The 23,283-nt window shown below is 62.9% G+C and carries 22 protein-coding genes; 11 read left to right on the top strand and 11 right to left on the bottom strand.

All coding sequences use genetic code 11. The features are described from left to right. Positions 1-3: 3 nt before the first annotated feature. From J2Y83_RS11300 to J2Y83_RS11315, 4 genes are all read right to left on the bottom strand, one after another. On the bottom strand, positions 4-1,026 hold the full coding sequence (locus J2Y83_RS11300; RefSeq protein ID WP_247407106.1) for an ABC transporter permease: 1,023 nt from the start codon (positions 1,024-1,026) through the stop codon (positions 4-6). Next, positions 1,026-2,087 carry a microcin C ABC transporter permease YejB gene (locus tag J2Y83_RS11305; RefSeq protein WP_253395218.1) on the bottom strand — a complete coding sequence of 354 codons (1,062 nt, stop codon included), beginning with the start codon at positions 2,085-2,087 and terminating at the stop codon, positions 1,026-1,028. The genes J2Y83_RS11300 and J2Y83_RS11305 overlap by 1 nt, the downstream gene beginning before the upstream one ends. Then, positions 2,087-3,946 carry an extracellular solute-binding protein gene (locus J2Y83_RS11310; protein WP_253395219.1) on the bottom strand — a complete coding sequence of 620 codons (1,860 nt, stop codon included), beginning with the start codon at positions 3,944-3,946 and terminating at the stop codon, positions 2,087-2,089. The genes J2Y83_RS11305 and J2Y83_RS11310 overlap by 1 nt, the downstream gene beginning before the upstream one ends. Before the next feature lie 130 nt (positions 3,947-4,076). Beyond that, a complete protein-coding gene (locus J2Y83_RS11315) occupies positions 4,077-4,358 on the bottom strand; it encodes a peptidylprolyl isomerase (protein WP_247408156.1) in 282 nt (93 codons plus the stop codon). A gap of 161 nt (positions 4,359-4,519) precedes the next feature. On the opposite strand from J2Y83_RS11315, the gene J2Y83_RS11320 reads away from it, so the two are divergent. The 8 genes from J2Y83_RS11320 (at position 4,520) to ubiT (ending at position 11,122) form a co-directional block, all read left to right on the top strand. Beyond that, positions 4,520-5,710 carry an NnrS family protein gene (locus J2Y83_RS11320; protein WP_253395220.1) on the top strand — a complete coding sequence of 397 codons (1,191 nt, stop codon included), beginning with the start codon at positions 4,520-4,522 and terminating at the stop codon, positions 5,708-5,710. A 9-nt stretch (positions 5,711-5,719) separates the two neighbouring features. Next, positions 5,720-6,139 carry a hypothetical protein gene (locus J2Y83_RS11325; RefSeq protein WP_253395221.1) on the top strand — a complete coding sequence of 140 codons (420 nt, stop codon included), beginning with the start codon at positions 5,720-5,722 and terminating at the stop codon, positions 6,137-6,139. 100 nt (positions 6,140-6,239) lie between these two features. Further along, positions 6,240-6,887 (top strand): pyridoxamine 5'-phosphate oxidase, encoded by a 648-nt coding sequence (gene pdxH, locus J2Y83_RS11330; RefSeq protein ID WP_253395222.1) that lies wholly within the window; start codon positions 6,240-6,242, stop codon positions 6,885-6,887. Positions 6,888-6,971: 84 nt separating this feature from the next. Then, a complete protein-coding gene (moaB, locus tag J2Y83_RS11335; protein ID WP_253395223.1) occupies positions 6,972-7,526 on the top strand; it encodes a molybdenum cofactor biosynthesis protein B in 555 nt (184 codons plus the stop codon). Then, the gene (locus J2Y83_RS11340) at positions 7,523-8,755 is read left to right on the top strand and encodes a molybdopterin molybdotransferase MoeA (protein WP_253395224.1); all 1,233 of its coding nucleotides are present in this window, start codon (positions 7,523-7,525) and stop codon (positions 8,753-8,755) included. The genes moaB and J2Y83_RS11340 overlap by 4 nt, the downstream gene beginning before the upstream one ends. Before the next feature lie 9 nt (positions 8,756-8,764). Continuing rightward, the gene (gene ubiU / locus J2Y83_RS11345) at positions 8,765-9,760 is read left to right on the top strand and encodes a ubiquinone anaerobic biosynthesis protein UbiU (protein ID WP_253395225.1); all 996 of its coding nucleotides are present in this window, start codon (positions 8,765-8,767) and stop codon (positions 9,758-9,760) included. Positions 9,761-9,770: 10 nt separating this feature from the next. Beyond that, positions 9,771-10,661, top strand: a complete 891-nt coding sequence (locus J2Y83_RS11350) for a U32 family peptidase (RefSeq protein ID WP_253395227.1) — start codon at positions 9,771-9,773, stop codon at positions 10,659-10,661. Continuing rightward, positions 10,655-11,122: a ubiquinone anaerobic biosynthesis accessory factor UbiT gene (gene ubiT, locus J2Y83_RS11355; protein ID WP_253395229.1), complete on the top strand. Its 468-nt coding sequence runs from the start codon at positions 10,655-10,657 to the stop codon at positions 11,120-11,122. The genes J2Y83_RS11350 and ubiT overlap by 7 nt, the downstream gene beginning before the upstream one ends. A gap of 49 nt (positions 11,123-11,171) precedes the next feature. On the opposite strand, the gene J2Y83_RS11360 is transcribed toward ubiT, so the two are convergent. From J2Y83_RS11360 to gloB, 7 genes are all read right to left on the bottom strand, one after another. Then, the gene (locus J2Y83_RS11360) at positions 11,172-12,776 is read right to left on the bottom strand and encodes an ABC transporter ATP-binding protein (protein WP_253395230.1); all 1,605 of its coding nucleotides are present in this window, start codon (positions 12,774-12,776) and stop codon (positions 11,172-11,174) included. A gap of 1 nt (position 12,777) precedes the next feature. Continuing rightward, complete coding sequence (locus J2Y83_RS11365; RefSeq protein ID WP_253395231.1) at positions 12,778-13,797, bottom strand: ABC transporter permease; 1,020 nt, start codon at positions 13,795-13,797, stop codon at positions 12,778-12,780. A 1-nt stretch (position 13,798) separates the two neighbouring features. Next, positions 13,799-14,872, bottom strand: a complete 1,074-nt coding sequence (locus tag J2Y83_RS11370) for a microcin C ABC transporter permease YejB (protein ID WP_253395232.1) — start codon at positions 14,870-14,872, stop codon at positions 13,799-13,801. Further along, positions 14,873-16,705, bottom strand: a complete 1,833-nt coding sequence (locus tag J2Y83_RS11375; RefSeq protein ID WP_253395233.1) for an extracellular solute-binding protein — start codon at positions 16,703-16,705, stop codon at positions 14,873-14,875. Then, entirely contained in the window at positions 16,702-18,531 is a 1,830-nt protein-coding gene (locus J2Y83_RS11380) for an extracellular solute-binding protein (RefSeq protein ID WP_253395234.1), read from the bottom strand. Before J2Y83_RS11380 ends, J2Y83_RS11375 begins: the two co-directional genes overlap by 4 nt. 234 nt (positions 18,532-18,765) lie before the next feature. Then, on the bottom strand, positions 18,766-20,178 hold the full coding sequence (locus J2Y83_RS11385; RefSeq protein WP_253395235.1) for a lytic transglycosylase domain-containing protein: 1,413 nt from the start codon (positions 20,176-20,178) through the stop codon (positions 18,766-18,768). A 98-nt stretch (positions 20,179-20,276) separates the two neighbouring features. After that, positions 20,277-21,044 carry a hydroxyacylglutathione hydrolase gene (gloB, locus tag J2Y83_RS11390; protein WP_253395237.1) on the bottom strand — a complete coding sequence of 256 codons (768 nt, stop codon included), beginning with the start codon at positions 21,042-21,044 and terminating at the stop codon, positions 20,277-20,279. Between the two features lie 65 nt (positions 21,045-21,109). Between gloB and J2Y83_RS11395 the strand changes: the two genes are divergently transcribed. The 3 genes from J2Y83_RS11395 (at position 21,110) to dnaQ (ending at position 23,219) form a co-directional block, all read left to right on the top strand. Beyond that, the gene (locus tag J2Y83_RS11395; RefSeq protein WP_247399351.1) at positions 21,110-21,868 is read left to right on the top strand and encodes a class I SAM-dependent methyltransferase; all 759 of its coding nucleotides are present in this window, start codon (positions 21,110-21,112) and stop codon (positions 21,866-21,868) included. A gap of 87 nt (positions 21,869-21,955) precedes the next feature. Then, positions 21,956-22,408: a ribonuclease HI gene (rnhA, locus tag J2Y83_RS11400; RefSeq protein ID WP_069075857.1), complete on the top strand. Its 453-nt coding sequence runs from the start codon at positions 21,956-21,958 to the stop codon at positions 22,406-22,408. Between the two features lie 70 nt (positions 22,409-22,478). After that, on the top strand, positions 22,479-23,219 hold the full coding sequence (dnaQ, locus tag J2Y83_RS11405) for a DNA polymerase III subunit epsilon (protein ID WP_253400378.1): 741 nt from the start codon (positions 22,479-22,481) through the stop codon (positions 23,217-23,219). Positions 23,220-23,283: the final 64 nt, after the last annotated feature.

Consider the following 23,283-nt stretch of genomic DNA (forward strand, 5'->3'; position numbering starts at 1 on the left):
CACTCATGAACGGGGGTCGAAGGCATCACGCAACGCCTCGCCGATAAATACCAGCAGCGACAGGATCAGCGCCAAGGTGAAAAACGCCGTCAGGCCCAACCAGGGCGCTTGCAGGTTTTGCTTGCCCTGGGCGATCAACTCACCCAACGACGCGCTGCCTGCGGGCATGCCAAAACCGAGGAAATCCAGGGCGCTTAAGGTGGAAATCGCACCGGTCAAAATGAACGGCAGGTAGCTCAGGGTGGCCGTCATGGCATTGGGCAGGATATGCCGGCGAATGATCTTGGCGTCACCCAAACCCAACGCCCGCGCCGCCTTGACGTACTCCAGGTTGCGCCCGCGCAGGAACTCGGCGCGCACCACGTCCACCAGGGCCAGCCAGGAAAACAGCGCCATGATCCCCAGCAGCCACCAGAAGTTCGGTTCGACAAAACCGGACAGGATGATCAGCAGGTACAGCACCGGCAACCCGGACCACACTTCCAGGAGGCGTTGGCCGAGCAAGTCGACCCAGCCGCCGTAGTAACCCTGCAACGCGCCGGAAGCGATGCCGATGCTCGCACTGATCACCGTGAGCGCCAGGGCAAACAGGATCGACACCCGCGCGCCGAAGATCACCCGCGCCAGTACATCGCGCGACTGGTCATCGGTGCCCAGCCAGTTCACCGCTGAAGGCGGGCTGGGGGCAGGGCGGGTCAGCTCGTAGTTGGGCGTGTCATCGCTGAACGGCACCGGCGGGAACAGCATCCAGCCGCCGTCCTGCTTGATCAGCTTTTGCACGTAGTCGCTGCGATAATCCGCCTGGAACGGCAATTGCCCGCCGAACTGCTGTTCGGTGTAGCGCTTGAACACCGGGAAATACAGCTCGTTCTTGAAGCTCAACACCAGGGGCTTGTCGTTGGCGATCAGCTCGCCGCCCAGGGTCAGGATAAACAGGCCGATAAACAGCCACAGCGACCACCAGCCGCGCCGGTTTTTCTTGAACCGTTCGAAACGCCGGCGGGCCACGGGAGACAGATTGAGCATCAGGCGTTCCTCGCGGCGAAGTCGATACGCGGGTCCACCAGGGTGTAGCAGAGGTCGCCGATCAGTTTTATCAGGAGGCCGAACAAGGTGAAGATAAACAACGAGCCAAACACTACCGGATAGTCGCGGGACACGGCGGCTTCGTAGCTCATGCGCCCGAGGCCATCGAGGGAGAAGATCACTTCGATCAGCAGCGAGCCGGCAAAGAACACGCTGATAAACGCCTGGGGAATCCCCGAAATCACCAGCAGCATCGCATTGCGGAACACATGGCCGTACAGCACGCGGCGTTCGCTCAAACCTTTGGCGCGGGCGGTGACTACGTACTGGCGCGTGATCTCATTGAGGAACGAGTTTTTCGTCAGGATGGTCAGCGTGGCGAAGCCGCCAATCACCAGCGCCGTGACCGGCAAGACCAGGTGCCAGAAGTAGTCGGCGATCTTGCCCACCGTGCTCAGTTCGTCGAAGTTTTCCGAGACCAGGCCGCGCACCGGGAACCAGTTCAGCGACGTGCCGCCAGCGAACACCACGATCAGGAACATCGCAAACAGGAACGCCGGCATCGCATAGCCGATCACGATCGCGGTGCTGCTCCACACATCGAAGCTGCTGCCATGGCGCACTGCCTTGCGAATCCCCAATGGGATCGACACCAGGTAGGTGATCAGCGTGGCCCACAGGCCGAGGGAGATGGTGACCGGCATTTTTTCCAGGATCAGGTCGGTGACTGTCGCGCCGCGAAAGAAGCTGTTGCCGAAGTCCAGTTGGGCGTAGCTCTTGAGCATCAGCCACAGGCGTTCCGGTGCCGGCTTGTCGAAACCGTATTGTTTTTCGATGTCCTTGATCAGTTTCGGGTCCAGGCCCCGGCTGGCCCGCGAGCCGCTGCTGAGGCCTTCGCCTGCGGAGCCGCCGATGGCACCGCCGCCGATGCCTTGCAGGTGGGCGATCGCCTGTTCCACCGGCCCGCCGGGCGCGGCCTGTACGATCACGAAGTTGACCAGCAGGATGATCACCAGCGTCGGGATGATCAACAGCAGGCGGCGCACGATATAGGCAAACATCAGTGGGCTCCTCCGCGTTTTTTAAGCTGCGCGTTCATTTGTTCGTTCGTCAGTGGCGTGGGGCTGATTTCCCACCAGGTTTCCAGGGCTTCGTCATTCTTCGCCTCGATCGCCGGGCGGCCGAAGCGGTTCCACCACGCGGCGGACGTGCCGGGCGGGTAGTAATTGGGGATCCACAGGTAGTTCCATTGCAGCACCCGGTCCAGCGCATGGGCGTAGGTGAGCATCTGCGCCTGGGTGTTGGCTTTCACCAGGCCCTTGATCAGGCTGTCGATGGCCGGGTCCTTGAGCACCGTGTAGTTGTTGGCGCCCGGGTCGAACGCGGCGGTGGAACCGAAGTAGTTGTACAGCTCCATCCCCGGCGACATGGTGACCGGGAAACCGGTGACGATCATGTCGTAGTCCCGTGTCATCAGCCGGTTGACGTACTGCGAGGAGTCGATGCGGCGGATGTTCAGGGTGATGCCGATCTGTGCCAGGTTGCGCTTGTACGGCAGCAACAGGCGTTCCAGGCCGGCCTGGGCATTGAGGAAGGTGAACTCCAGCGGCTCGCCCTCGGCGTTGACCAGCTTGTCGCCATCGGGTTTCCAGCCGGCTTCTTCCAGCAGGGCCAGGGCTTGCAGTTGCTTGTCGCGGATCATGCCGCTGCCGTCGGTGACCGGCGCCTTGAAGACCTGGGTGAACACCTCGTCGGGCACCTGGCCGCGCAGCGGTTCGAGGATCGCCAGCTCTTCTGGAGTGGGCAATTGGCTCGCGGCCAGCGGGCTATTGGAGAAGTAGCTCTGCTGGCGGATGTACAGGTTGCGCATCATCTGCCGGTTGGCCCATTCGAAATCCCACAGCATCGCCAGGGCCTGGCGCACGCGACGGTCCTTGAACATCGGGTTCTGCACGTTGAACACATAGCCCTGGGCCGGTTGCGGCATCTCTTTGGCCAGGTGCGCACGTTGCAGGCGCCCGTCATCCAGCGCCGGGCCGTTGTAGCCGATGGAGTAGCCGGTGGCGGAGAACTCGCGGTTGAAGTCATACGCGCCGCCACGCAGCACCTGGCGCGCCACTTCGGTGTCGCCGAAATATTCCAGGCTCAGGTGATCGAAGTTGTACAGGCCACGGCTGACTGGCAAGTCCTTGCCCCACCAGTCAGGGTTGCGGGTAAAGGTGATGGTGCTGCCCGCGTCGATCTTGCTGACCTTATACGGGCCGCTGCCCAGCGGCGCTTCGTAGCCGCCGCCGTTGGCGAAGTCGCGGGTTTTCCACCAGTGCTCGGGGAACACTGGCAGGGTGGCGATATCCAGCGGCAGGGTGCGGTTTTCATCGCTGGAAAAATCGAAGCGCACCTGCCGCTCGCCTTCGACTTCGACGTGTTTGACGTCGGCGAACAGCGTGCGAAAGCGCAGGCTGCCCTGGGTCATCAGCAAATCGAAGCTGTAGCGCACGTCTTCGGCGGTGATCGGTGTGCCATCGGCAAACCGTGCCTTGGGGTTGAGGTAGAAGCGCAGCGACAGGCCGTCGTCCGCACGTTCCATCTTCTCGGCGACCAGGCCGTAAACGGTGTACGGTTCATCCAGGGAACGCAGGGCCAGCGGCGAATACAGCCAGCCGTCGATCTGGGACACGCCGATGCCTTTGTCGATATAGGGCAGCACATGGTCGAAGCGCCCGATCTCGATGGCCGAGCGCCGCAGGCTGCCGCCCTTGGGCGCGTTGGGGTTGGCATAGTCGAAATGGCTGAAGCCGGCGGCATACTTGGCCGGTTCGCCATACACGGTCAGGTAGGTTTGCGGGGCTGCGATCACAGCGGTACTGGCCAGCAGCAGGGCCAGGGTGGAGCTAAATAGAGTCGAAAAAACCAGTCGCATTATCAGCCTTGAGCGCCGGGTGAAGAAGAATAGGGATTTGTACGCTAACGGCCTGAGCATCGCCAGTCATCCCATGCACAACGGCCCACCAAAAGGCGGGCCGTTGTTTCAAGCATCAGCGCGGACTGAATCAGTCCTGACGGCTGGTGACTTCCAGCAGGTGATAACCGAACTGGGTTTTCACCGGGCCTTGCACAGTGTTGACCGGGGCGCTGAACACCACGGCGTCGAATTCTTTAACCATCTGGCCTGGACCGAACGAGCCCAGGTCGCCGCCTTGACGGCTGGAGGGGCAGGTGGAATTGGCTTTGGCAACGTCTGCGAAATCGGCGCCGCCTTCGATTTGGGCCTTGAGTTCATTGCACTTGTCTTCGGTGGCAACGAGGATGTGACGGGCGGTGGCTTTGGCCATGGGAATTAACTCCTTGAGTAAAAACGCTGAGCGTACCGGATTCAGTCGGTTATTTCCCGGCAAAGTTCCCCTGTTCGTGGCGGGCGTGCTTGATCTACGACAAGGGCAATGCGCAGGCGACAGCGCAAGATTGTCGCATTCATCCGTTTAGGAGCCGTGCTATGCAAGTGCTTGATCGACGCAAGGCCATGGCCATTCCCCCTTTGTTTCGCCTGGCGTTCCGCCCGTTTTTCCTCGGCGCCTGCCTGCTGGCGGTGCTGGCAATTCCGCTGTGGTTGTTTGCCCTGGGCGGCGCCACCGGTACTTGGCAACCGGCCGGCGGCTGGTTGGCCTGGCACCGGCATGAGCTGCTGTTCGGCTTTGGCGTGGCGATCATCGCCGGCTTTTTGCTGACGGCGGTGCAAACCTGGACCGGCCGCCCCGGCCTCAGCGGCGCGCCGCTGGCGCTGCTCGCCGGTCTATGGCTGGCGGCACGCCTGGGTTGGTTGGTTAACCTGCCATGGCCGCTGCTGGCGGTGCTGGAGCTGAGTTTTCCGCTGGCCGTGGCTGGGGTGATGGGCTGGACGCTGTGGAAGGTCAGGCAAACCCGCAACTACCCGATTGTATTGGTGCTGGGCCTGCTCGCCGTGGCAGACGCGTTGGCGCTCTATGGGGTGCTGCGCCAGGACGAAGGCATGCAGCGCCAGGCGGTGCTCACGGGTTTGTGGCTGGTGGCGGCGATGATGGGGCTGATCGGCGGCCGGGTGATTCCGTTCTTTACCCAGCGTGGCCTGGGCCGGGTCGATGCGGTCAAGCCGTGGCCGTGGCTGGACCGCGTATTGCTCGGCGGTTCGATCCTGATAGCGTTGCTCTACGCCAGCGGGCTGGCGGTGTTCCCCAGTGGCTGGAGCGGCGCGCTGTTCGCCGTGCTTGGCCTGGGCCACCTGCTGCGCCTGGTGCGCTGGCATGACCGTGGCCTGTGGCGCGTGCCGCTGCTGTGGTCGCTGCACCTGGCATATGCGTGGTTGGCTGTGGCCTGTCTGGGCATGGCGCTGTGGCATTTCGGCGCGCCGCTCAACCCGAGCCTGGCCGTGCATGCGCTGACGATCGGCGCCATGGCCGGGATGATCCTGGCGATGGTGGCGCGGGTCAGCCTGGGCCATACCGGTCGGCCGTTGCAGCCGCCGGGCGGGATGACCCTGGCGTTTGCACTGTTGAACCTGGCCGCAGTGTGCCGGGTGGTGCTGGTGTTGATCTGGCCCGTGGCGGCCTTGTGGCTGGCGGGGATTTGCTGGACGGTCGGCCTGGGCCTGTACCTGTGGCGTTATGCGCCGATGCTGTGGCAAGCGCGGGTCGACGGGCATCCCGGTTAGGAGCATTGCATGCTGTATTCGTGGTTGTTGATCGTGCATCTGCTGGCGGCGATCGCCTTTATCGGCACGCTGTTTTTTGAAGTGATGATCTGGCACAGCGCCCGCGAGGAGCTGGCCTGGTCGGCGCGCTTCACTGCCGAACACGCCATCGCCCGGCGTTCGCGGCGGGTGCTGCATGGCGTGGTAGTGCTGCTGTATGGCGCGGGCATCGGCCTGGCCTGGCATTACCGCGGCATGCCCTGGAACAGTCATTTCGGACTGTTCCTGAGCCTGAAAATCCTGCTGGCCCTGAGCATCATCGGGCACTACCTGCTGCTGGCCTACTGGCTGACCCACGAGCGCCTGAGCCCCAAGCGTGCGCTGTGGATACGACGCAGCATTCTCGCGCACATGGTGGTGATCGTGGTCCTGGCGAAGTCATTGTGGTGAGCGGCGTGCGGCGCCATGCCGCGGCGGATTGTTGATCGTGATCAAGGGATAGAACCTGCGCAGTTCCCACACTGTGGCGAATTCTCTGGAGGTCCGTCCCATGCCCCTGTCCCTCGCGCAACTGCGCCGCAACTACACCCTCTACGGCCTGCGGGACGACGGCGAGCAGGACGATCCGCTGGTGTTGTTCGGTCAGTGGCTGAGCCAGGCCCGCAAAACCGAAGTGCCTCCCGCCGAGGCCAACAGCATGGCCCTGGCCACGGTCGACAGTGAAGGGGGCGCCCATTGCCGCATCCTGCTGCTCAAGGGCTTCAGCGCCGAGGGCTTTGTGTTTTTTGGCAATTACCAGAGCGCCAAGGGCGAGGAACTGGCGAGCAACCCCCAAGCGGCGATGACGTTTTTCTGGCCGGGCCTGGAGCGCCAGGTGCGCATTGAAGGCGCGGTCGAGCGCCTCGATCCGGCGCTGTCGGACGCCTATTTCGTCGCCCGTCCGGCCGCCAGCCAACTCGGCGCCTGGGCCTCGCCGCAGAGTCAGCCCCTGGCCCACCGCAGCGAGCTGGAAGGTTTGCTGCGTGAGGTCACCGAACGTTTCGCCGGCCAGCAGCCGCCACGGCCCGAGCATTGGGGCGGGTACTGCCTGAAGCCGCGCCGCATCGAGTTCTGGCAAGGCCGCCCTGACCGCCTGCATGACCGCCTCGACTACCGCCTGCAAGACGGCGCCTGGCAGCGCACGCGGCTGGCGCCCTGACGAGGTACCTCCTTCGAGGAATAGGCCCTGCGCCCGTTGCGGCGCAGGCTGAGCGCATCTTTTTATCTGCCTGGAGCCTTGATCATGGCCCATTTGACCCAACGCAGTTTTGTCTCCCTGAACATCGCCGTGCTGACCATCAGCGACACCCGCACCTTTGACACCGATACCTCCGGGCAGACTCTGGTAGAGCGCCTTGAAGGTGCCGGCCATGTGCTGATCGACCGTGGCCTGGTGATGGACGATATCTACCAGATCCGCGCCCGTGTCTCGCAGTGGATCGCCGACCCTCAGGTGCAAGTGATCCTGATGACCGGCGGCACCGGCTTCACCGCCCGCGACAACACGCCACAAGCGGTGTTGCCGCTGCTGGATAAACAGGTGGACGGTTTTGGCGAGCTGTTCCGCCAGGTGTCCCTGGCGGAAATCGGCATGTCCACCTTGCAGTCCCGCGCGCTGGCGGGCATGAGCAACGGCGTGCTGGTGTGTTGCGTGCCCGGTTCGCCCGGCGCGTGCCGCACCGCCTGGGACCAGATTCTGGTCAGTCAATTGGACAGCCGCACCGGCCCGTGCAACTTCGTTGCGCACCTCAAGCCCCAGTTCGAACAGACGCTCAGCGCCTGTGAGGCGCGGTCATGAACACCCGCGTGTGTGACAGCGGGTCGTTGATGCCGGTGGACGAGGCGATCGCGCAACTGCTGGCCCAGGCGCCGCCTGTGCCAGTCACCGAAGTGATCCCCCTCGGCCAGGCTGCGGGCCGGGTGATCGCCGAAGAACTGTTTTCCCCCCTCGACTTGCCGGGCTGGGACAACAGCGCCATGGACGGCTACGCCCTGCGCGCCGCCGATGTGCCGGAGCAGGGCGGCTACCTGGTGTTGGCCGGGCGGATTGCCGCCGGGCACAGCAGCGATGTGCCGTTGCAGGCCGGGCAAACGGTGCGGATTTTCACCGGCGCGCCATTGCCGCCCGGCGCCGACAGCGTGGTGCCCCAGGAGCGTTGCCGCGTCTACGGCCAGCGCATCTGGTGCCCACCGCTGCGTCTGGGCGAACACGTGCGCAAGCGCGGCGAAGAGCTGCAACGCGGGCAAAGCCTGTTGCGTGTCGGCCAGCGTCTGCGCGCCCAGGAAGTCGGTCTGCTGGCGTCGGCCGGCATCCCTTGGGTCAAGGTCTATCGCCCTCTGCGCGTGTGCCTGCTGAGCAGCGGCGATGAACTGCGCGAGCCGGGCGAGTCACTGGCGCCGGGACAGATCTACAACAGCAACCGCCACCTGGTGACCGCGTTATTGCGCGGCTGGGGCGTGGAGGTGCTCGACTACGGGGTGATGGCCGACGCGCTGGCCGCCAGCCGCGACGCGTTGATCCTGGCGTCCTCCGAATGCGACCTGCTGCTGACCACCGGCGGCGTGTCGGTCGGCGAGGAGGACCATCTCAAGCAAGCCATCCAGGAGCTCGGTCGCGTGGATTTCTGGCGCCTGGCGATCCAGCCCGGCAAGCCCCTGGCGTTTGGCGAAGTCGCGGGCAAACCGTGGATCGGCCTGCCCGGCAACCCGTCCGCCGCGCTGATCACCACGTTGGTGGTGGTGCGTCCGTTCCTGTTGCGCGCCCAGGGTGTCGAGCGCGTATTGCCGGTGCCGATCCAGGTGCCGGCCGGGTTTGAATGGTCCACCCCCAACAAGCGTCGCCAGTACCTGCGCGCGCGCTTGAGCCCGGGCGAGGATGGGCAATTGCGCGCCGTCCTGCACCCCCAGCAAAGCTCGGCGATGCTCACTGCCGCCTGCTGGGCCGATGGCCTGGTGATCGTCGAGCCCGAGCAACTGTTGCTCAAGGACGCACCGGTGCCTTTCCTGTCTTTCGCCGAGTTTCAATGAGGAGTCTCCATGCAACTGGTCTGCCCGGCAGGCAACCTGCCTGCGCTGAAAGCCGCGGTGCGCCAAGGCGCCGATGCGGTGTATGTCGGTTTTCGCGATGACACCAATGCCCGGCATTTCGCCGGGCTGAACATGGACGACAAACAGTTCGATGCCGCCGTCGCCCATATCCGCCAGCACCAGCGCAAGCTGTATGTGGCGGTCAACACCTACCCGCAACCGAAGATCTGGTCACGCTGGCAGCGCGCCGTCGACCGCGCGGCCGATCATGGCGTGGATGCGCTGATCGCCGGCGACCCCGGTGTGCTCGGTTACGCCGCTGCGCGCCATCCGCAGATGGCGTTGCACTTGTCGGTGCAGGGCTCGGCCACCCACGCGGCGGCGCTGAAGTTCTACGTCGAGCGTTATGGCATTCGTCGCGCGGTGCTGCCGCGGGTGCTGTCCCTGGCCCAGGTGCGGCAGGTGGCGGCGAGCAGCGTGGTGCCGATCGAAGTGTTCGGCTTCGGCAGCCTGTGCATCATGGCCGAAGGGCGTTGCCACTTGTCGTCGTATATCACCGGTGAGTCGCCCAACCTGTGCGGCGTGTGCTCGCCGGCCAAGGCGGTGCGCTGGAGCGACGACGCCGATGGCCTCAGCGCACGCCTCAGTGAAGTGCTGATCGACCGCTACACCCCGGAGGAACCGGCCGGCTACCCGACCTTGTGCAAAGGCCGCTTCCTGGTCGGCGGCAAGCGTTTCCACGCCCTGGAAGAACCGACCAGCCTCGACACCCTGGACCTGTTGCCCGAACTCAGCGCCATTGGCGTGGCAGCGGTGAAGATCGAAGGCCGGCAACGCAGCCCGGCCTATGTGGAACAAGTCACCCGAGTCTGGCGCGCCGCCCTCGACGCCCACCGCAGCGCCCCGGCCAATTTTGTGGTCAAGGACCAGTGGCGCCAGGTGCTGGCCGGACTTTCCGAAGGCAGCCAGACCACCCTGGGTGCTTACCATCGCGCATGGCAGTGAGGAATTACAGATGAAACTCAGCCTGGGACCGGTGCTGTTTTATTGGGATAAGGAACACCTGGGGCGCTTCTATTCAGACATGGCCGGCTTGCCCCTGGACGTGATTTACCTGGGGGAAACCGTGTGCTCCAAACGCCGCGCGTTTTCGCTGGATCAATGGTTGGGCCTGGGCCGCGAGTTGCAGTCGTGCAGTCCGGCGCAGATCGTGCTGTCGAGCCTGACCTTGATCGAAGCCGCCTCCGAGCTGTCGAGCCTGCGCCGCCTGTGCGACAACGGCGAGGTGCTGGTTGAAGCCAACGACATGGGCGCGGTGCAGTTGCTGATCGAGCGCAAGCTGCCCTTTGTCGGCGGCCCGGCGCTCAACCTGTACAACGGCCACGCCCTGGTGCAATTGCTCGATGCGGGCATGCAGCGTTGGGTGCCGCCGGTGGAGTGCTCGCAAAGCCTGATCGCCGATGTACTGGAGCAGGTGCGCGAACTCGGCCGGCCGTTGCCCGAAGTGGAGATCTTCGCCTACGGGCATTTGCCGCTGGCGTACTCGGCCCGTTGCTTCACCGCCCGCGCGGAAAACCGGCCCAAGGACGATTGTCAGTTCTGTTGCATCAACTACCCCGATGGCATGGCCCTGACCAGCCAGGAAGGGCAGCCGCTGTTCACCTTGAACGGGATTCAGACGATGTCGGCCGATGTCACCAACTTGCTCGCCGATTACCCCGGCCTGGTCGCGTGTGGTGCTGACCTGTTGCGCCTGAGCCCACGGGCTGAGGGCATGGTCGGCGTGGTCCAGGCTTTCGATCAGGTGCGCCAGGGCGCAATGCCGCCGTTGTGCGTCGACGGCTGCAACGGTTACTGGCACGGCCAGGCCGGCATGCTGCGGGTCGAGGAGGTGGGCCTGTGTTGAGTCGCAAACAATGGCTGCTCAAGGGCGCCGATCGCTTGCTGCCGCTGGTGCGCCACGTGCCGTTCCGGGTGCAGCGCCTGGCCTTGCAGCAAGGTCTCAACCGCTGCCTGGCCGAGCCGTTGCGCGACGGCGGCTTTGACCTGCTGCGCGGGCGCTGGATGTGCTTGCGCATCCCGGATCTCGGGCTGTGCTGGTACCTGACCCTGGCACGGGACGGTTTGCGCCTTGCCGAAAAAGCCGAGGCCCAGGTGACGATCAGTGGTAACTGGCGCGAGTTCTTGTTGCTGGCCAGTCGGCAGGAAGACCCGGACACCTTGTTCTTCCGGCGCCGCTTGGTGATTGAAGGCGATACGGAGTTGGGGCTGGGCTTGAAGAACCTGATCGACAGCCTCGACTCCGATGTGCTGCCGCCCTGGTTGTGGCGCAACCTGGAGCGGGCAGGGCGCGGGCTGGCGGCCTGACGCGAGCGACCTATCCCTTCGCAACGAGCGGATAGGTCACTGTCACGTGCTAAGGCGTCGGCACCAGAAACGCCGCCTCCAGCAACTGCCGGGTATAGGCATGTTGTGGGTTGGCGAAAATCGCTGGGGCATCGCCCTGTTCCACCACCTGCCCGTGCTTGACCACCATCAACTGGTGACTTAGCGCTTTCACCACGGCCAGGTCATGGCTGATGAACAGATAGGTCAGGTTGTACTTGGCCTGCAAACCGCGCAGCAATTCCACCACTTGGCGCTGTACCGTGCGGTCGAGCGCCGAGGTCGGTTCGTCGAGCAGAATCAGGCGCGGTTTGAGTACCAGGGCGCGGGCAATGGCGATGCGTTGGCGCTGGCCGCCGGAGAACTCGTGGGGGTAGCGATGCCGCGATTGCGGGTCGAGGCCGACTTCCTTGAGCGCCGCAATAATCGCCGCTTCCTGCTCCGCCGGGCTGCCCATCTTGTGAATGCGCAGGCCTTCGCCGACGATCTCACTGACGCACATGCGCGGGCTGAGGCTGCCGAACGGGTCCTGGAACACCACCTGCATTTCCCGGCGCAACGGGCGTACCTGTTGCTGGGTCAGGCGGTCGAGTTGCTGGCCTTCGAAGCGAATCCCGCCTTTGCTCGCGATCAGACGCAGGATCGCCAGGCCGAGGGTGGACTTGCCTGAGCCGCTTTCGCCGACGATGCCCAGGGTTTGCCCCTGGGGCAGGCTGAAATTGATGCCGTCGACCGCCTTGACGTAGTCGACGGTGTTGCGCAGAAAGCCTTTTTTGATCGGAAACCAGACTTTCAAATCATCGACTTCTAGCAACGGCGGCCCGACGGCCGTGTCGGCCGGCCCACCGCTGGGTTCGGCGGCGAGCAGTTCCTGGGTGTAAGGGTGCTGCGGCGACTGGAACAAGGTTTCGCAATCGGCTTGTTCGACGATGCAACCCTGCTGCATCACGCACACCCGGTGGGCAATGCGCCGCACCAGGTTCAAGTCGTGGCTGATCAGCAGCAACGCCATGCCCAGGCGCGCCTGCAGTTCCTTGAGCAGTTCGAGGATCTTCAACTGCACCGTCACGTCGAGGGCGGTGGTCGGTTCGTCGGCGATCAACAGCTCCGGCTCGTTGGCCAGGGCCATGGCGATCATCACCCGTTGGCGCTGGCCGCCGGACAGTTCGTGGGGCAGGGCCTTGAGGCGTTTATGCGGCTCGGGAATGCCCACCAGTTCGAGCAACTCCAGAGTGCGTCGGGTCGCGACTTTACCGGTCAGCCCTTTGTGCAGGCCGAGCACTTCGTTGATCTGCTTCTCGATGCAGTGCAGCGGGTTCAACGAGGTCATCGGCTCCTGGAAGATCATCGCAATGCGGTTGCCGCGAATATGCCGGATGGTTTTTTCTTTGAGGGTCAGCAGGTCCTGGCCGGCGTATTCGATGGTGCCGGCGGGGTGCCGCGCCAAGGGGTAGGGCAGCAGACGCAGGATCGAGTGGGCGGTCACCGATTTGCCGGAGCCGCTTTCGCCGACCAGCGCCAGGGTTTCGCCGCGCTTGATGTCGAAGCTGACGTTGTTCACCACGCGGTGGTGATGCTCGCCGGTGACGAACTCGACGCAGAGGTCGCGGACTTCGATCAGATTGTCCTGATTCATCTCATTTCCTCGGGTCGAAGGCATCGCGAGCGGACTCGCCGATAAACACCAGCAAGCTCAACATGATCGCCAGCACGGCGAAGGCACTCATGCCCAGCCACGGCGCTTGCAGGTTGGATTTACCCTGGGCCACCAGTTCTCCCAGCGACGGCGAACCCGCCGGCAGGCCGAAGCCGAGGAAGTCCAGGGCGGTCAGGGTGCCGATGGCGCCGGTGAGGATGAACGGCATGAAGGTCATGGTCGAGACCATGGCGTTGGGCAGGATATGCCGGAACATGATTGCGACGTTCTGCATGCCCAGTGCCCTGGCCGCGCGCACGTATTCCAGGTTGCGCCCGCGCAGGAACTCGGCGCGGACCACGTCCACCAGGCTCATCCACGAGAACAGCAGCATGATCCCCAGCAGCCACCAGAAGTTGGGCTGTACGAAGCTGGCGAGGATGATCAGCAGGTACAGCACCGGCAAGCCCGACCAGATCTCCAGGAAGCGTTGCCCGGCCAGGTCGACCCAGCCGCCATAGAAACCCTGCAGGGCACCGGCGATCACGCCGATGATCGAACTGAGCACGGTCAGGGTCAGGGCAAACAGCACCGACACACGGAAGCCGTAGATCACCCGTGCCAAGACGTCGCGGCCCTGGTCATCGGTGCCCAGCAGGTTGACCGAAGACGGCGGCGCGGGGGCCGGCACCCTCAGGTCGTAGTTGATGCTCTGGTAGCTGAACGGGATCGGCGCCCACAGCGTCCAGGCGTCCTTGGCCTTGAGCAGTTCCTGGATATACGGGCTCTTGTAGTTGGCCTCCAGGGGAAATTCGCCGCCGAAGGTGGTTTCCGGGTAGCGCTTGAGCGCCGGGAAATACCAGTCACCGTCGTAATGCACCGCCAGCGGTTTGTCGTTGGCGATCAGCTCGGCGCCCAGGCTCAGGCCGAACAGGATCAGGAACAGCCACAGCGACCACCAGCCACGCTTGTTCGCCTTGAACCGCTCGAATCGGCGGCGATTGAGGGGGGACAGTTTCATCTCAATGCTCCCGGCTGGCGAAGTCGATACGCGGATCGACCAGGGTGTAGGTGAGGTCACCGATCAGTTTCACCACCAACCCGAGCAGGGTGAAGATAAACAGCGTGCCGAACACCACCGGGTAATCGCGGTTGATCGCCGCTTCAAAGCTCATCAGGCCGAGGCCGTCGAGGGAGAAGATCACTTCCACCAGCAAGGACCCGGTGAAGAAAATCCCGATGAACGCCGACGGGAAACCGGCGATCACCAGCAGCATGGCGTTGCGGAACACGTGGCCGTAGAGCACGCGGTGGTTGGTCAGGCCCTTGGCCTTGGCGGTGACCACGTACTGCTTGTTGATCTCGTCGAGAAAGCTGTTTTTGGTCAGCAGCGTCATGGTCGCGAAGTTGCCGATTACCAGCGCGGTGATGGGCAAGGCCAGGTGCCAGAAGTAGTCGAGGATCTTGCCGCCCCAGCTCAACTCATCGAAATTGTTGGAGGTCAGCCCGCGCAAGGGGAACCAGTCGAAGTAACTGCCGCCGGCAAACACCACGATCAGCAGGATCGCGAACAGGAACGCCGGGATTGCGTAGCCGACGATGATCGCCGAGCTGGTCCATACGTCGAAGTGGCTGCCGTGTCGCGTGGCCTTGGCGATTCCCAGCGGGATCGAGACCAGGTACATGATCAGCGTGCTCCATAACCCGAGGGAGATGGACACCGGCATCTTTTCCTTGATCAGGTCGATGACCTTGGCGTCACGAAAGAAGCTGTTGCCAAAATCCAGCCGGGCGTAGTTCTTGACCATGATCCACAAGCGTTCCGGTGCCGACTTGTCGAAACCGTACATGGTTTCGATTTCCTTGATCAGCGCCGGGTCCAGGCCTTGGGCGCCACGGTAGCTGGAACCGGCCACCGCGACTTCGGCACCGCCGCCGGCAATACGGCTGGTGGCGCCTTCGAAGCCTTCGAGTTTGGCGATCATCTGCTCCACCGGACCACCGGGGGCGGCCTGGATGATGATGAAGTTGATCAACAGAATCCCGAACAGCGTGGGGATGATCAGCAACAGGCGGCGAACAATATAGGCCAACATTTAATCGCCTCCGCTCGCCGGGTCGGCGCTCGTGTCTAGGGTGATGGCAGGTTTGACGTCGGGTTTGGCCCACCAGGTGGCGGTGCCGACGTCATAGCGCGGTGCTACCTTCGGATGGCCGAGGTGGTCCCAGTAGGCCACGCGGAAGGTCTTGATGTGCCAGTTGGGGATCACGTAGTAGCCAAATTGCAGCACGCGATCCAGGGCCTTGGCATGGGCGACCAGGCTTTGGCGCGAGTCGGCGTCGATCAGTTCCTCTACCAGTTGGTCGACGGCCGGGTCCTTGAGGCCCATGTAGTTGCGGCTGCCGGGTTTATCGGCGCTGGAGGATTTCCAGAATTCGCGTTGTTCGTTACCCGGCGAGGTGGACTGCGGGAAGCTGCCCACCAGCATGTCGAAATCCCGCGAGCGCAGGCGGTTGACGAATTGCGAGACGTCGACCCGGCGAATTACCAGGTCGATACCCAGGTCCGCCAGGTTGCGTTTGAAGGGCAGCAGGATACGTTCGAACTCGGTCTGCGCCAGCAGGAATTCGATGGTCACCGGTTTGCCGGTGGCGTCGACCATCTTGTCGTCGACGATGCGCCAGCCGGCTTCCTGCAACAGTTGGTAGGCCTCGCGCTGCTGGGTGCGGATCATGCCGCTGCCGTCGGTTTTGGACGGTGCAAAGGCCTGGGTGAAGACTTCGGCGGGGATCTTGTCGCGCAGCGGTTCGAGGATGGCCAACTCGTCCGGGCCGGGCAGGCCGGTGGCGGCCATCTCCGAGTTCTCGAAGTAGCTGCGGGTGCGGGTGTAGGCGCCGTTGAACAGCTGTTTGTTGCTCCACTCGAAATCCAGCAACAGGCTGATGGCCTTGCGCACGCGCACGTCCTGGAACATCGGCTTGCGCGTGTTGAACACGAAACCCTGCATGCCGGTGGGGTTGCCGTTGGGGAGCTCTTCCTTGACCAGGCGCCCTTCGGCCACCGCCGGAATGTTGTAGGCGTTGGCCCAGTTCTTCGCGCTGAATTCCAGCCAGTAGTCGAACTGCCCGGCCTTCAACGCTTCCAGGGATACCGTGCTGTCGCGGTAATAGTCGGTGATGCGCTGATCGAAGTTGTAGAAACCCTGGGTGATCGGCAGGTCCTTGGCCCAGTAGTCCTTGACCCGCTCGTAGCGAATCATGCGCCCGGCCTTGACCTCGGCGACCTTGTACGGCCCGCTGCCCAGCGGGATTTCCAGGTTGCCCTTGGTGAAGTCGCGGGTGGCCCACCAATGCTTGGGCAATACCGGCAATTGCCCGAGGATCAGCGGCAATTCGCGGTTGTTGGTGCGCTTGAACTTGAACAGCACGCGCTGCGGGTCTTCGGCCACCACTTCGTCGACGTCGGCGTAGTAGGTGCGGTAGAGCGGCGAGCCGTCCTTCATCAGCATCTGGAAGGTGAACACCACGTCTTCGGCGTGGATCGGGTGGCCATCGTGGAAGCGTGCTTCGGGGCGCAGGTAGAAGCGTACCCAGCTGTTGTCCGGGGCTTTTTCGATCTTGCCGGCCACCAGGCCGTATTCGGTGATGGGTTCGTCCAGGCTCTGCATGGCCAGGGTGTCGTAGATCAGGCTGATATTGTCTGCCGGCACGCCCTTGCTGATGTAGGGGTTGAGACTGTCGAAACCGCCCATGCTCGATTCGCGAAAGGTGCCGCCCTTGGGGGCGTTGGGGTTGACGTAGTCGAAGTGCTTGAAGTTGGCGGGGTACTTGGGCGGCTCGTTGTAGAGGGTCAGCGCATGTTGCGGGGCGGCGTTGACCGCCGTGCATAGCAACAGACTGCCGAGCAGTGCAGTACGCAAAGACATCATTGGGCTTTCTCCGAAGCTTTCAGCCACCATGCGCTCAGGCCCAGGCTGTAGGGCGGCGTGGTGACAAAGGCGAACCGGTTGCGGTACGCCAAGCGATGATAGTTGAGGTACCAGTTGGGAATGCTGTAATGCTGCCACAGCAGGACCCGGTCCAGAGCCCGGCCGGCGGCCAGTTGTTCGTCGCGGGTCTGTGCCGACAGCAGGTGTTCGAGCAGGCGGTCGACCACCGGATTGGCGATGCCGGCGTAGTTCTTGCTGCCCTTGATCGCCGCCTGGCTGGAGTGGAAGTACTGCCACTGCTCAAGGCCGGGGCTGAGGGTTTGGTTGAGGGTCATCAGGATCATGTCGAAGTCGAACTGATCGAGGCGCTGTTTGTATTGCGCCCGGTCGACTGTGCGCAGGTGCGCGTCGATGCCGATACTGTTCAGGTTTTCCACATAGGGCTGCAGGATGCGCTCCAGGTTCGGGTTGACCAGCAGGATCTCGAACCGCAGCGGTTGCCCGTCCTTGTTGAGCAGGCGTTGCCCGGACAGCTTCCAGCCGCCTTCGCCGAGCAGGGCCAGGGCGCGGCGCAGGGTCTCGCGGGGGATGCCGTGCCCGTCGGTCTGGGGCAGGCTGAACGGTTGGGTGTAGAGATTGGCCGGCAGTTGGTCGCGGTAGGGTGAGAGCAGCAACCATTCATGGCCGACCGGGACGCCGGTCGCCGAAAATTCGCTGTTGGGGTAATAGCTCAAGGTGCGTTTATAGGCGCCGCTGAACAGGCTGCGGTTGGTCCATTCAAAGTCGAACATCAGCCCCAGGGCTTCGCGCACCTTGGCCTGACTGAAGGTCGGGCGCCGGGTGTTCATGAACAGGCCCTGGCTTTGGGTCGGGATCTGGTGGGCGATCTGCGCCTTGATCACGTCGCCGCGGTTGATCGCCGGGAAGTTGTAGCCATTCGCCCAGTTCTTGGCCTGGTGCTCGATATAGATATCGAACTCGCCGGCCTTGAAGGCTTCGAAGGCGACGTCGCTGTCGCGGTAGAACTCCACTTCGACCTTGTCGAAATTATAGAAACCCTGGTTGACCGGCAGGTCCTTGCCCCAATAGTCCTTGACCCGCTCGAACACCAACTGCCGGCCAGGGGTGACTTTGCTGAGGCGATAAGGCCCGCTGCCCAGCGGTGGTTCGAAGGTGGTGGCCTTGAAGTCGCGGTTTTTCCAGTAGTGCTGGGGCAGCACCGGCAGTTCGCCCAGGCGCAGGATCAGCAACGGGTTGCCCGCGCGCTTGAATACAAAACGGATACGGTGGCGGTTGAGGATGTCGACCCGCGCCACTTCCTGCAGGTTGGTGCGGTACTGCGGATGACCTTCGGTCAGCAGGGTGCGATAGGAAAACGCCACGTCATACGCGGTGATCGGCTTGCCATCGTGAAAGCGCGCTTCCGGGCGCAGGTTGAACACCACCCAACTACGGTCCTCGCTGTACTCCACCGACTGGGCAATCAGCCCGTAGCTGGAGGTCGGTTCATCGCCGGACGGCGCGTACTGGCCAGTGCCGACCATCAACGGTTCGTTCAGCTCATTGACGCCGTATTGCAGGAAATTTGGCGTGGAAACCGGGCTCGAACCCTTGAAGGTATAGGGGTTGAGGGTGTCGAACGTGCCAAACGCCATGACCCGCAACGTCCCGCCTTTCGGCGCTGCAGGGTTTACCCAATCGAAGTGGGTGAATTTGGTCGGGTACTTGAGCGTGCCGAACTGCGCATAACCGTGGCTTTCGGTAATCGTCGCGTGCGCAGCAAAGCTCAAGGCCAGACTTATTAGTAGAAGGAGGGGACGCGTCAAGTCAGAGATCCGATCCAGGCAGCTTGGGCTTTATGATCGGTACAGTAACAGCTTGTTCCCGTTGGAAAAAGGCTGTTGGAAAGGGTGGCATGAGGCTGGCGGGGTATTGAACGGCGTAGAGATCAAATGTGGGAGCTGACTTGCCTGCGATGGCATCACCCTGATGTAACTGATACACCTCGGTGTCTGCATCGCAGGCAAGCCAGCTCCCACAGGAGCGCGCTTGCCTGCGGTTTATCTTGGCCCGGAAACCACCAGCATCTGCCCAGGCTTGAGCGCCATGCCAGTGCGTGGGTTCCAGCGCTTGAGATGTTGCATCTCAACGTTGAAACGCTTGGCGACGATATACAGCGAGTCGCCTTTCTTGACCTTGTACTGCGCTGGTTTCTTGCTGTCGGCCTTGGCCACCAGCTTGCGCGTGTCCTGCATCACCAGGGTCTGGCCGACCTTGAGCGCCTGGCCGTTGAGCTTGTTCCAGCGCTGCAGGTCATGCACGTCGACCTTGTTGGCTTTGGCGATCAGCGTCAGGTTGTCGCCGTTGCGCACCTTGTAGTTGCGGGTACGGCCAGCCACGGACCGGGTCTCGACTTCGTCGAATACCGGCTTTTTCGGGCGCAACGCCAGCAATTCTTCAGGCTTCATCGCCGAAAGGCTGCTGGTCAACAGTTGTGCCTTGGAGCTGGGCACGAGCAAATGCTGGGGACCGTCCAGGGTGGTGCGTTGTTTCAGCGCCGGATTGAGCTGGAACAGTTCGTCTTCGTCGATCTCGGCCAATGCGGCGACCCGTGACAGGTCCATGCTTTGCTTGACTTCAACCATTTTGAAATACGGCGTGTTGGCAATCGGGTTCAGGTTGACGCCATAGGCTTCGGGGGCCAGCACTACCTGGGACAGCGCCAGGAACTTGGGCACGTAGTCCTTGGTTTCCTGGGGCAGGGGCAGGTTCCAGTAATCGGTTGGCAGACCGAGCTTCTCGTTGCGCTCGATCGCCCGGCTTACCGTGCCTTCGCCGGCGTTATACGCTGCCAGGGCCAGCAGCCAGTCGCCGTTGAACATGTCATGCAGACGTGTCAGATAGTCCAGGGCGGCGGTGGTGGAGGCGGTGATATCGCGACGACCGTCGTAGGCGCGAGTCTGGCGCAGGTTGAAGTAGCGTCCGGTGGAGGGAATGAACTGCCACAAGCCGACCGCATCGCTGCGCGAATAGGCCATTGGGTTATAGGCGCTTTCAATCACCGGCAGCAGCGCCAGCTCCAGGGGCATGTTGCGTTCTTCAAGGCGTTCGACGATGTAATGAATGTAGAGGCTGCCACGTTCCCCGGCGTTCTCCAGGAAGGACGGGTTGCTGGCGAACCACAGGCGCTGTTGCTCGATACGCGGGTTGACGCCGACGCCGTCCTGCAATTGAAAGCCCCGACGCATGCGTTCCCAGACATCCTGGGGGGCTTCGGGGCTGGGCTTCTCTGAGAGCCAAATAGGTTTTTGCTTGATCTTGGCAGCAAGATTCGGTTTGGGTTGCACGGTGGATTGTGCAGCGAAATTGGTCGATTGGCAGCCCGCCAGAGTCGCGGAGACAGCCACCGCCACGGCTTGAGCCAGGCGGGTCAATGCGTCTGAATGATTGGATTTACGAGTAGATGACGACATTGGCTGGAAGTAAGTTCCGGGCAAAAATGTCGGGCGATTCTAGAAAGCGCTTTGGTTCCGGTCAACCATTCAGAAATTTCGTATCAGACTGCGTCACGTTAGAACTTATCTTTCCAAGCCCTCAAGCTAGCAAACACCTCGGCTCCAGAGCGGTTGTCGCGGCCATTCCGTTCGTCAGCTTTTTGTTTAACGGATGTTTCAGCGGTACGCAGGAACGGGTTGGTGCGCTTTTCCAGGGCCAGGTTGGAAGGCAGCGTGATCTCGCCACGGGCGCGCAGTTGGTTGACGCTTTCCAGCCGTTCGGCGATATCGGCGTTGTCCGGTTCCACCGCGTGGGCAAACCTGAGATTACTCTGCGTGTATTCATGGGTGCAGTACACCAGGGTGTCGGCCGGCAGGGCAGCCAGGCGTTGCAGCGAGGTGTGCATTTGCGCTGGCGTGCCTTCGAACAGGCGACCGCAACCGGCGGCGAAGAGGGTGTCGCCGCAGAACAGCACGCCCTGGTGATAGAAGGCGAGATGGCCGAGGGTATGGCCGGGGACGGCGTACACGGCGAAGTCCCAGCCCAGCACGGTGATGCGGTCGTTGTCCTGCAGGGCAACGTCCCGCGCTGGGATCGTTTCGCTGGCTGGGCCGTAGACCTTGGCACCGGTCACACGTTTCAGTGCTTCGACGCCACCCACATGATCATGGTGATGGTGAGTGATGAGGATGTCGCTGAGCGTCCACTCCGGGTTCTGCTCGAGCCAGGCCAGCACGGGGGCCGCATCGCCGGGGTCGACCACGGCACAGCGGCGGGTTTGGGGTTCCTGTAACAACCAGATGTAGTTATCGGTGAAGGCGGGCAGGGCACTGATCTGTATCATTCTTCGATTCGCCAAGCTGAACACATTGGTGCATCTTAGAACGTCTAGGCGAGTTGGAGAATGCAATGACTGATAAAGCGTTCGCCCAGGCCGATCCTGAATGGCTGGCCCTGATCAGCGCAGCCCGTGACTGGCTGTCCGGGCCGATCGGGCAATTTTTGCTGGATGAAGAACGGAGCATGCTCGAAGACGAGCTGGGCCGGTTCTTTGGCGGTTACCTGGTGCATTACGGTCCGTCGGCCCAGACGCCGCCGTCCGCGCCGCAGGTGCAGCGCAATGTGCGCCTGGGCGCGCCGTTGCCGGGGGTGGAGATCGTCTGCGAAGAGCAGGCCTGGCCGTTGAGCGAGCACGCTGCCGATGTGGTGGTGCTGCAGCATGGCCTGGATTTCTGCCTGTCACCCCACGGTTTGTTGCGCGAAGCTGCCAGCAGCGTGCGCCCAGGTGGCCATTTGCTGATTGTCGGCATCAACCCCTGGAGCAGTTGGGGCCTGCGCCATGTGTTCGCCCATGACGGCCTGCGCCAGGCCCGTTGCATCTCACCGTCGCGAGTGGGGGACTGGCTGAACCTGCTGGGCTTCGCACTGGAGAAACGCCGCTTCGGATGCTATCGTCCGCCGCTCGCGTCGACCAAGTGGCAGGGCCGTCTGGCCGGCTGGGAGCGTCGGGCGGGGGCCTGGCAACTGTCGGGTGGCGGCTTCTATTTACTGGTTGCACGCAAGATCGTGGTCGGGCTGCGGCCGGTGCGTCAGGTGCTACGCCAACCCATGGGCAAGCTGGTGCCGATGCCGATGGCCAAGGTCAACCGCAAGCAAAGCGAACCGTAGAACCCTCTTTTTGATTTCAGGCCGAATCATTCGGCCTCGGGATGCTGTTGGCCTATGCCCGGCGACCCGTTTTGATGGATGCAACCGATGACCGATAGCGTTGAACTCTTCACCGATGGCGCCTGCAAAGGCAACCCTGGCCCCGGCGGCTGGGGCGCCTTGCTGGTGTGCAAGGGCGTGGAGAAGGAACTCTGGGGCGGCGAAGCCAACACCACCAACAACCGCATGGAGCTGATGGGCGCCATTCGCGGCCTGGAAGAGCTCAAGCGGCGTTGCGACGTGCTGCTGGTGACCGACTCGCAATACGTGATGAAGGGCATCAATGAGTGGATGGTCAACTGGAAGAAGCGCGGCTGGAAGACGGCGGCCAAGGAGCCGGTCAAGAACGCCGACCTGTGGCAATTGCTCGATGAGCAATGCAACCGCCATAACATCACCTGGAAATGGGTGCGCGGGCACATCGGCCATCACGGCAACGAGCGCGCCGACCAGTTGGCCAACCGTGGCGTCGACGAAGTGCGGGGCTACAAGCAGAGCTGATGCTGGCTGACGTGTTAAGATTGCGCCCCTTGAAATACACCACACCGTTGAGAGCTGAACCCTGATGGCCATCCGATCTGTTGTACTCGATACCGAAACCACCGGCATGCCGGTGACCGATGGCCACCGGATCATTGAAATCGGCTGCGTCGAATTGATGGGCCGTCGCCTCACCGGCCGTCACTTTCACGTCTACCTGCAACCGGACCGGGACAGTGACGAGGGCGCGATCGGCGTCCACGGTATCACCGACGAATTCCTCAAGGGCAAGCCGCGCTTCGCGGAAGTCGCCGACGAGTTCTTCGAGTTCATCAACGGCGCGCAGTTGATCATCCATAACGCGGCGTTCGACGTCGGCTTCATCAATAACGAATTTGCCCTGATGGGGCAGACGGATCGCGCGGATATTTCCCGGCACTGCTCGATCCTCGACACCTTGATGATGGCCCGTGAACGTCACCCGGGCCAGCGCAATAGCCTGGATGCCTTGTGTAAACGCTACGGCGTCGACAACTCCGGCCGTGAGCTGCACGGCGCGTTGCTCGACTCCGAGATCCTGGCCGACGTTTACCTGACCATGACCGGCGGGCAGACCAGCCTGTCCCTGGCCGGCAACGCCTCCGACGGTGCCGGTTCGGCGGAAGGTTCGGGCAATCGCCCTTCGGAAATCCGTCGTCTGCCGGCTGATCGCAAACCGGCGCCGATCATCCGCGCCAGCGCGCAGGACCTGGCTGAGCATGCGGCGCGTCTGGAAGCGATTGCCAAGTCGGCGGGCGCGCCGGCGTTGTGGACCCAACTGACCCAGCAATAATCTGGCTGAGCGCAGTCAAACACTGTGGGAGGGGGCTTGCTCCCGATAGCGGTGGATCTGTGGC

Origin of the sequence: Pseudomonas marginalis (genome assembly GCF_024169655.1) — a bacterium.
In the GTDB taxonomy this organism is placed as follows: Bacteria; Pseudomonadota; Gammaproteobacteria; order Pseudomonadales; family Pseudomonadaceae; genus Aquipseudomonas; species Aquipseudomonas paraveronii.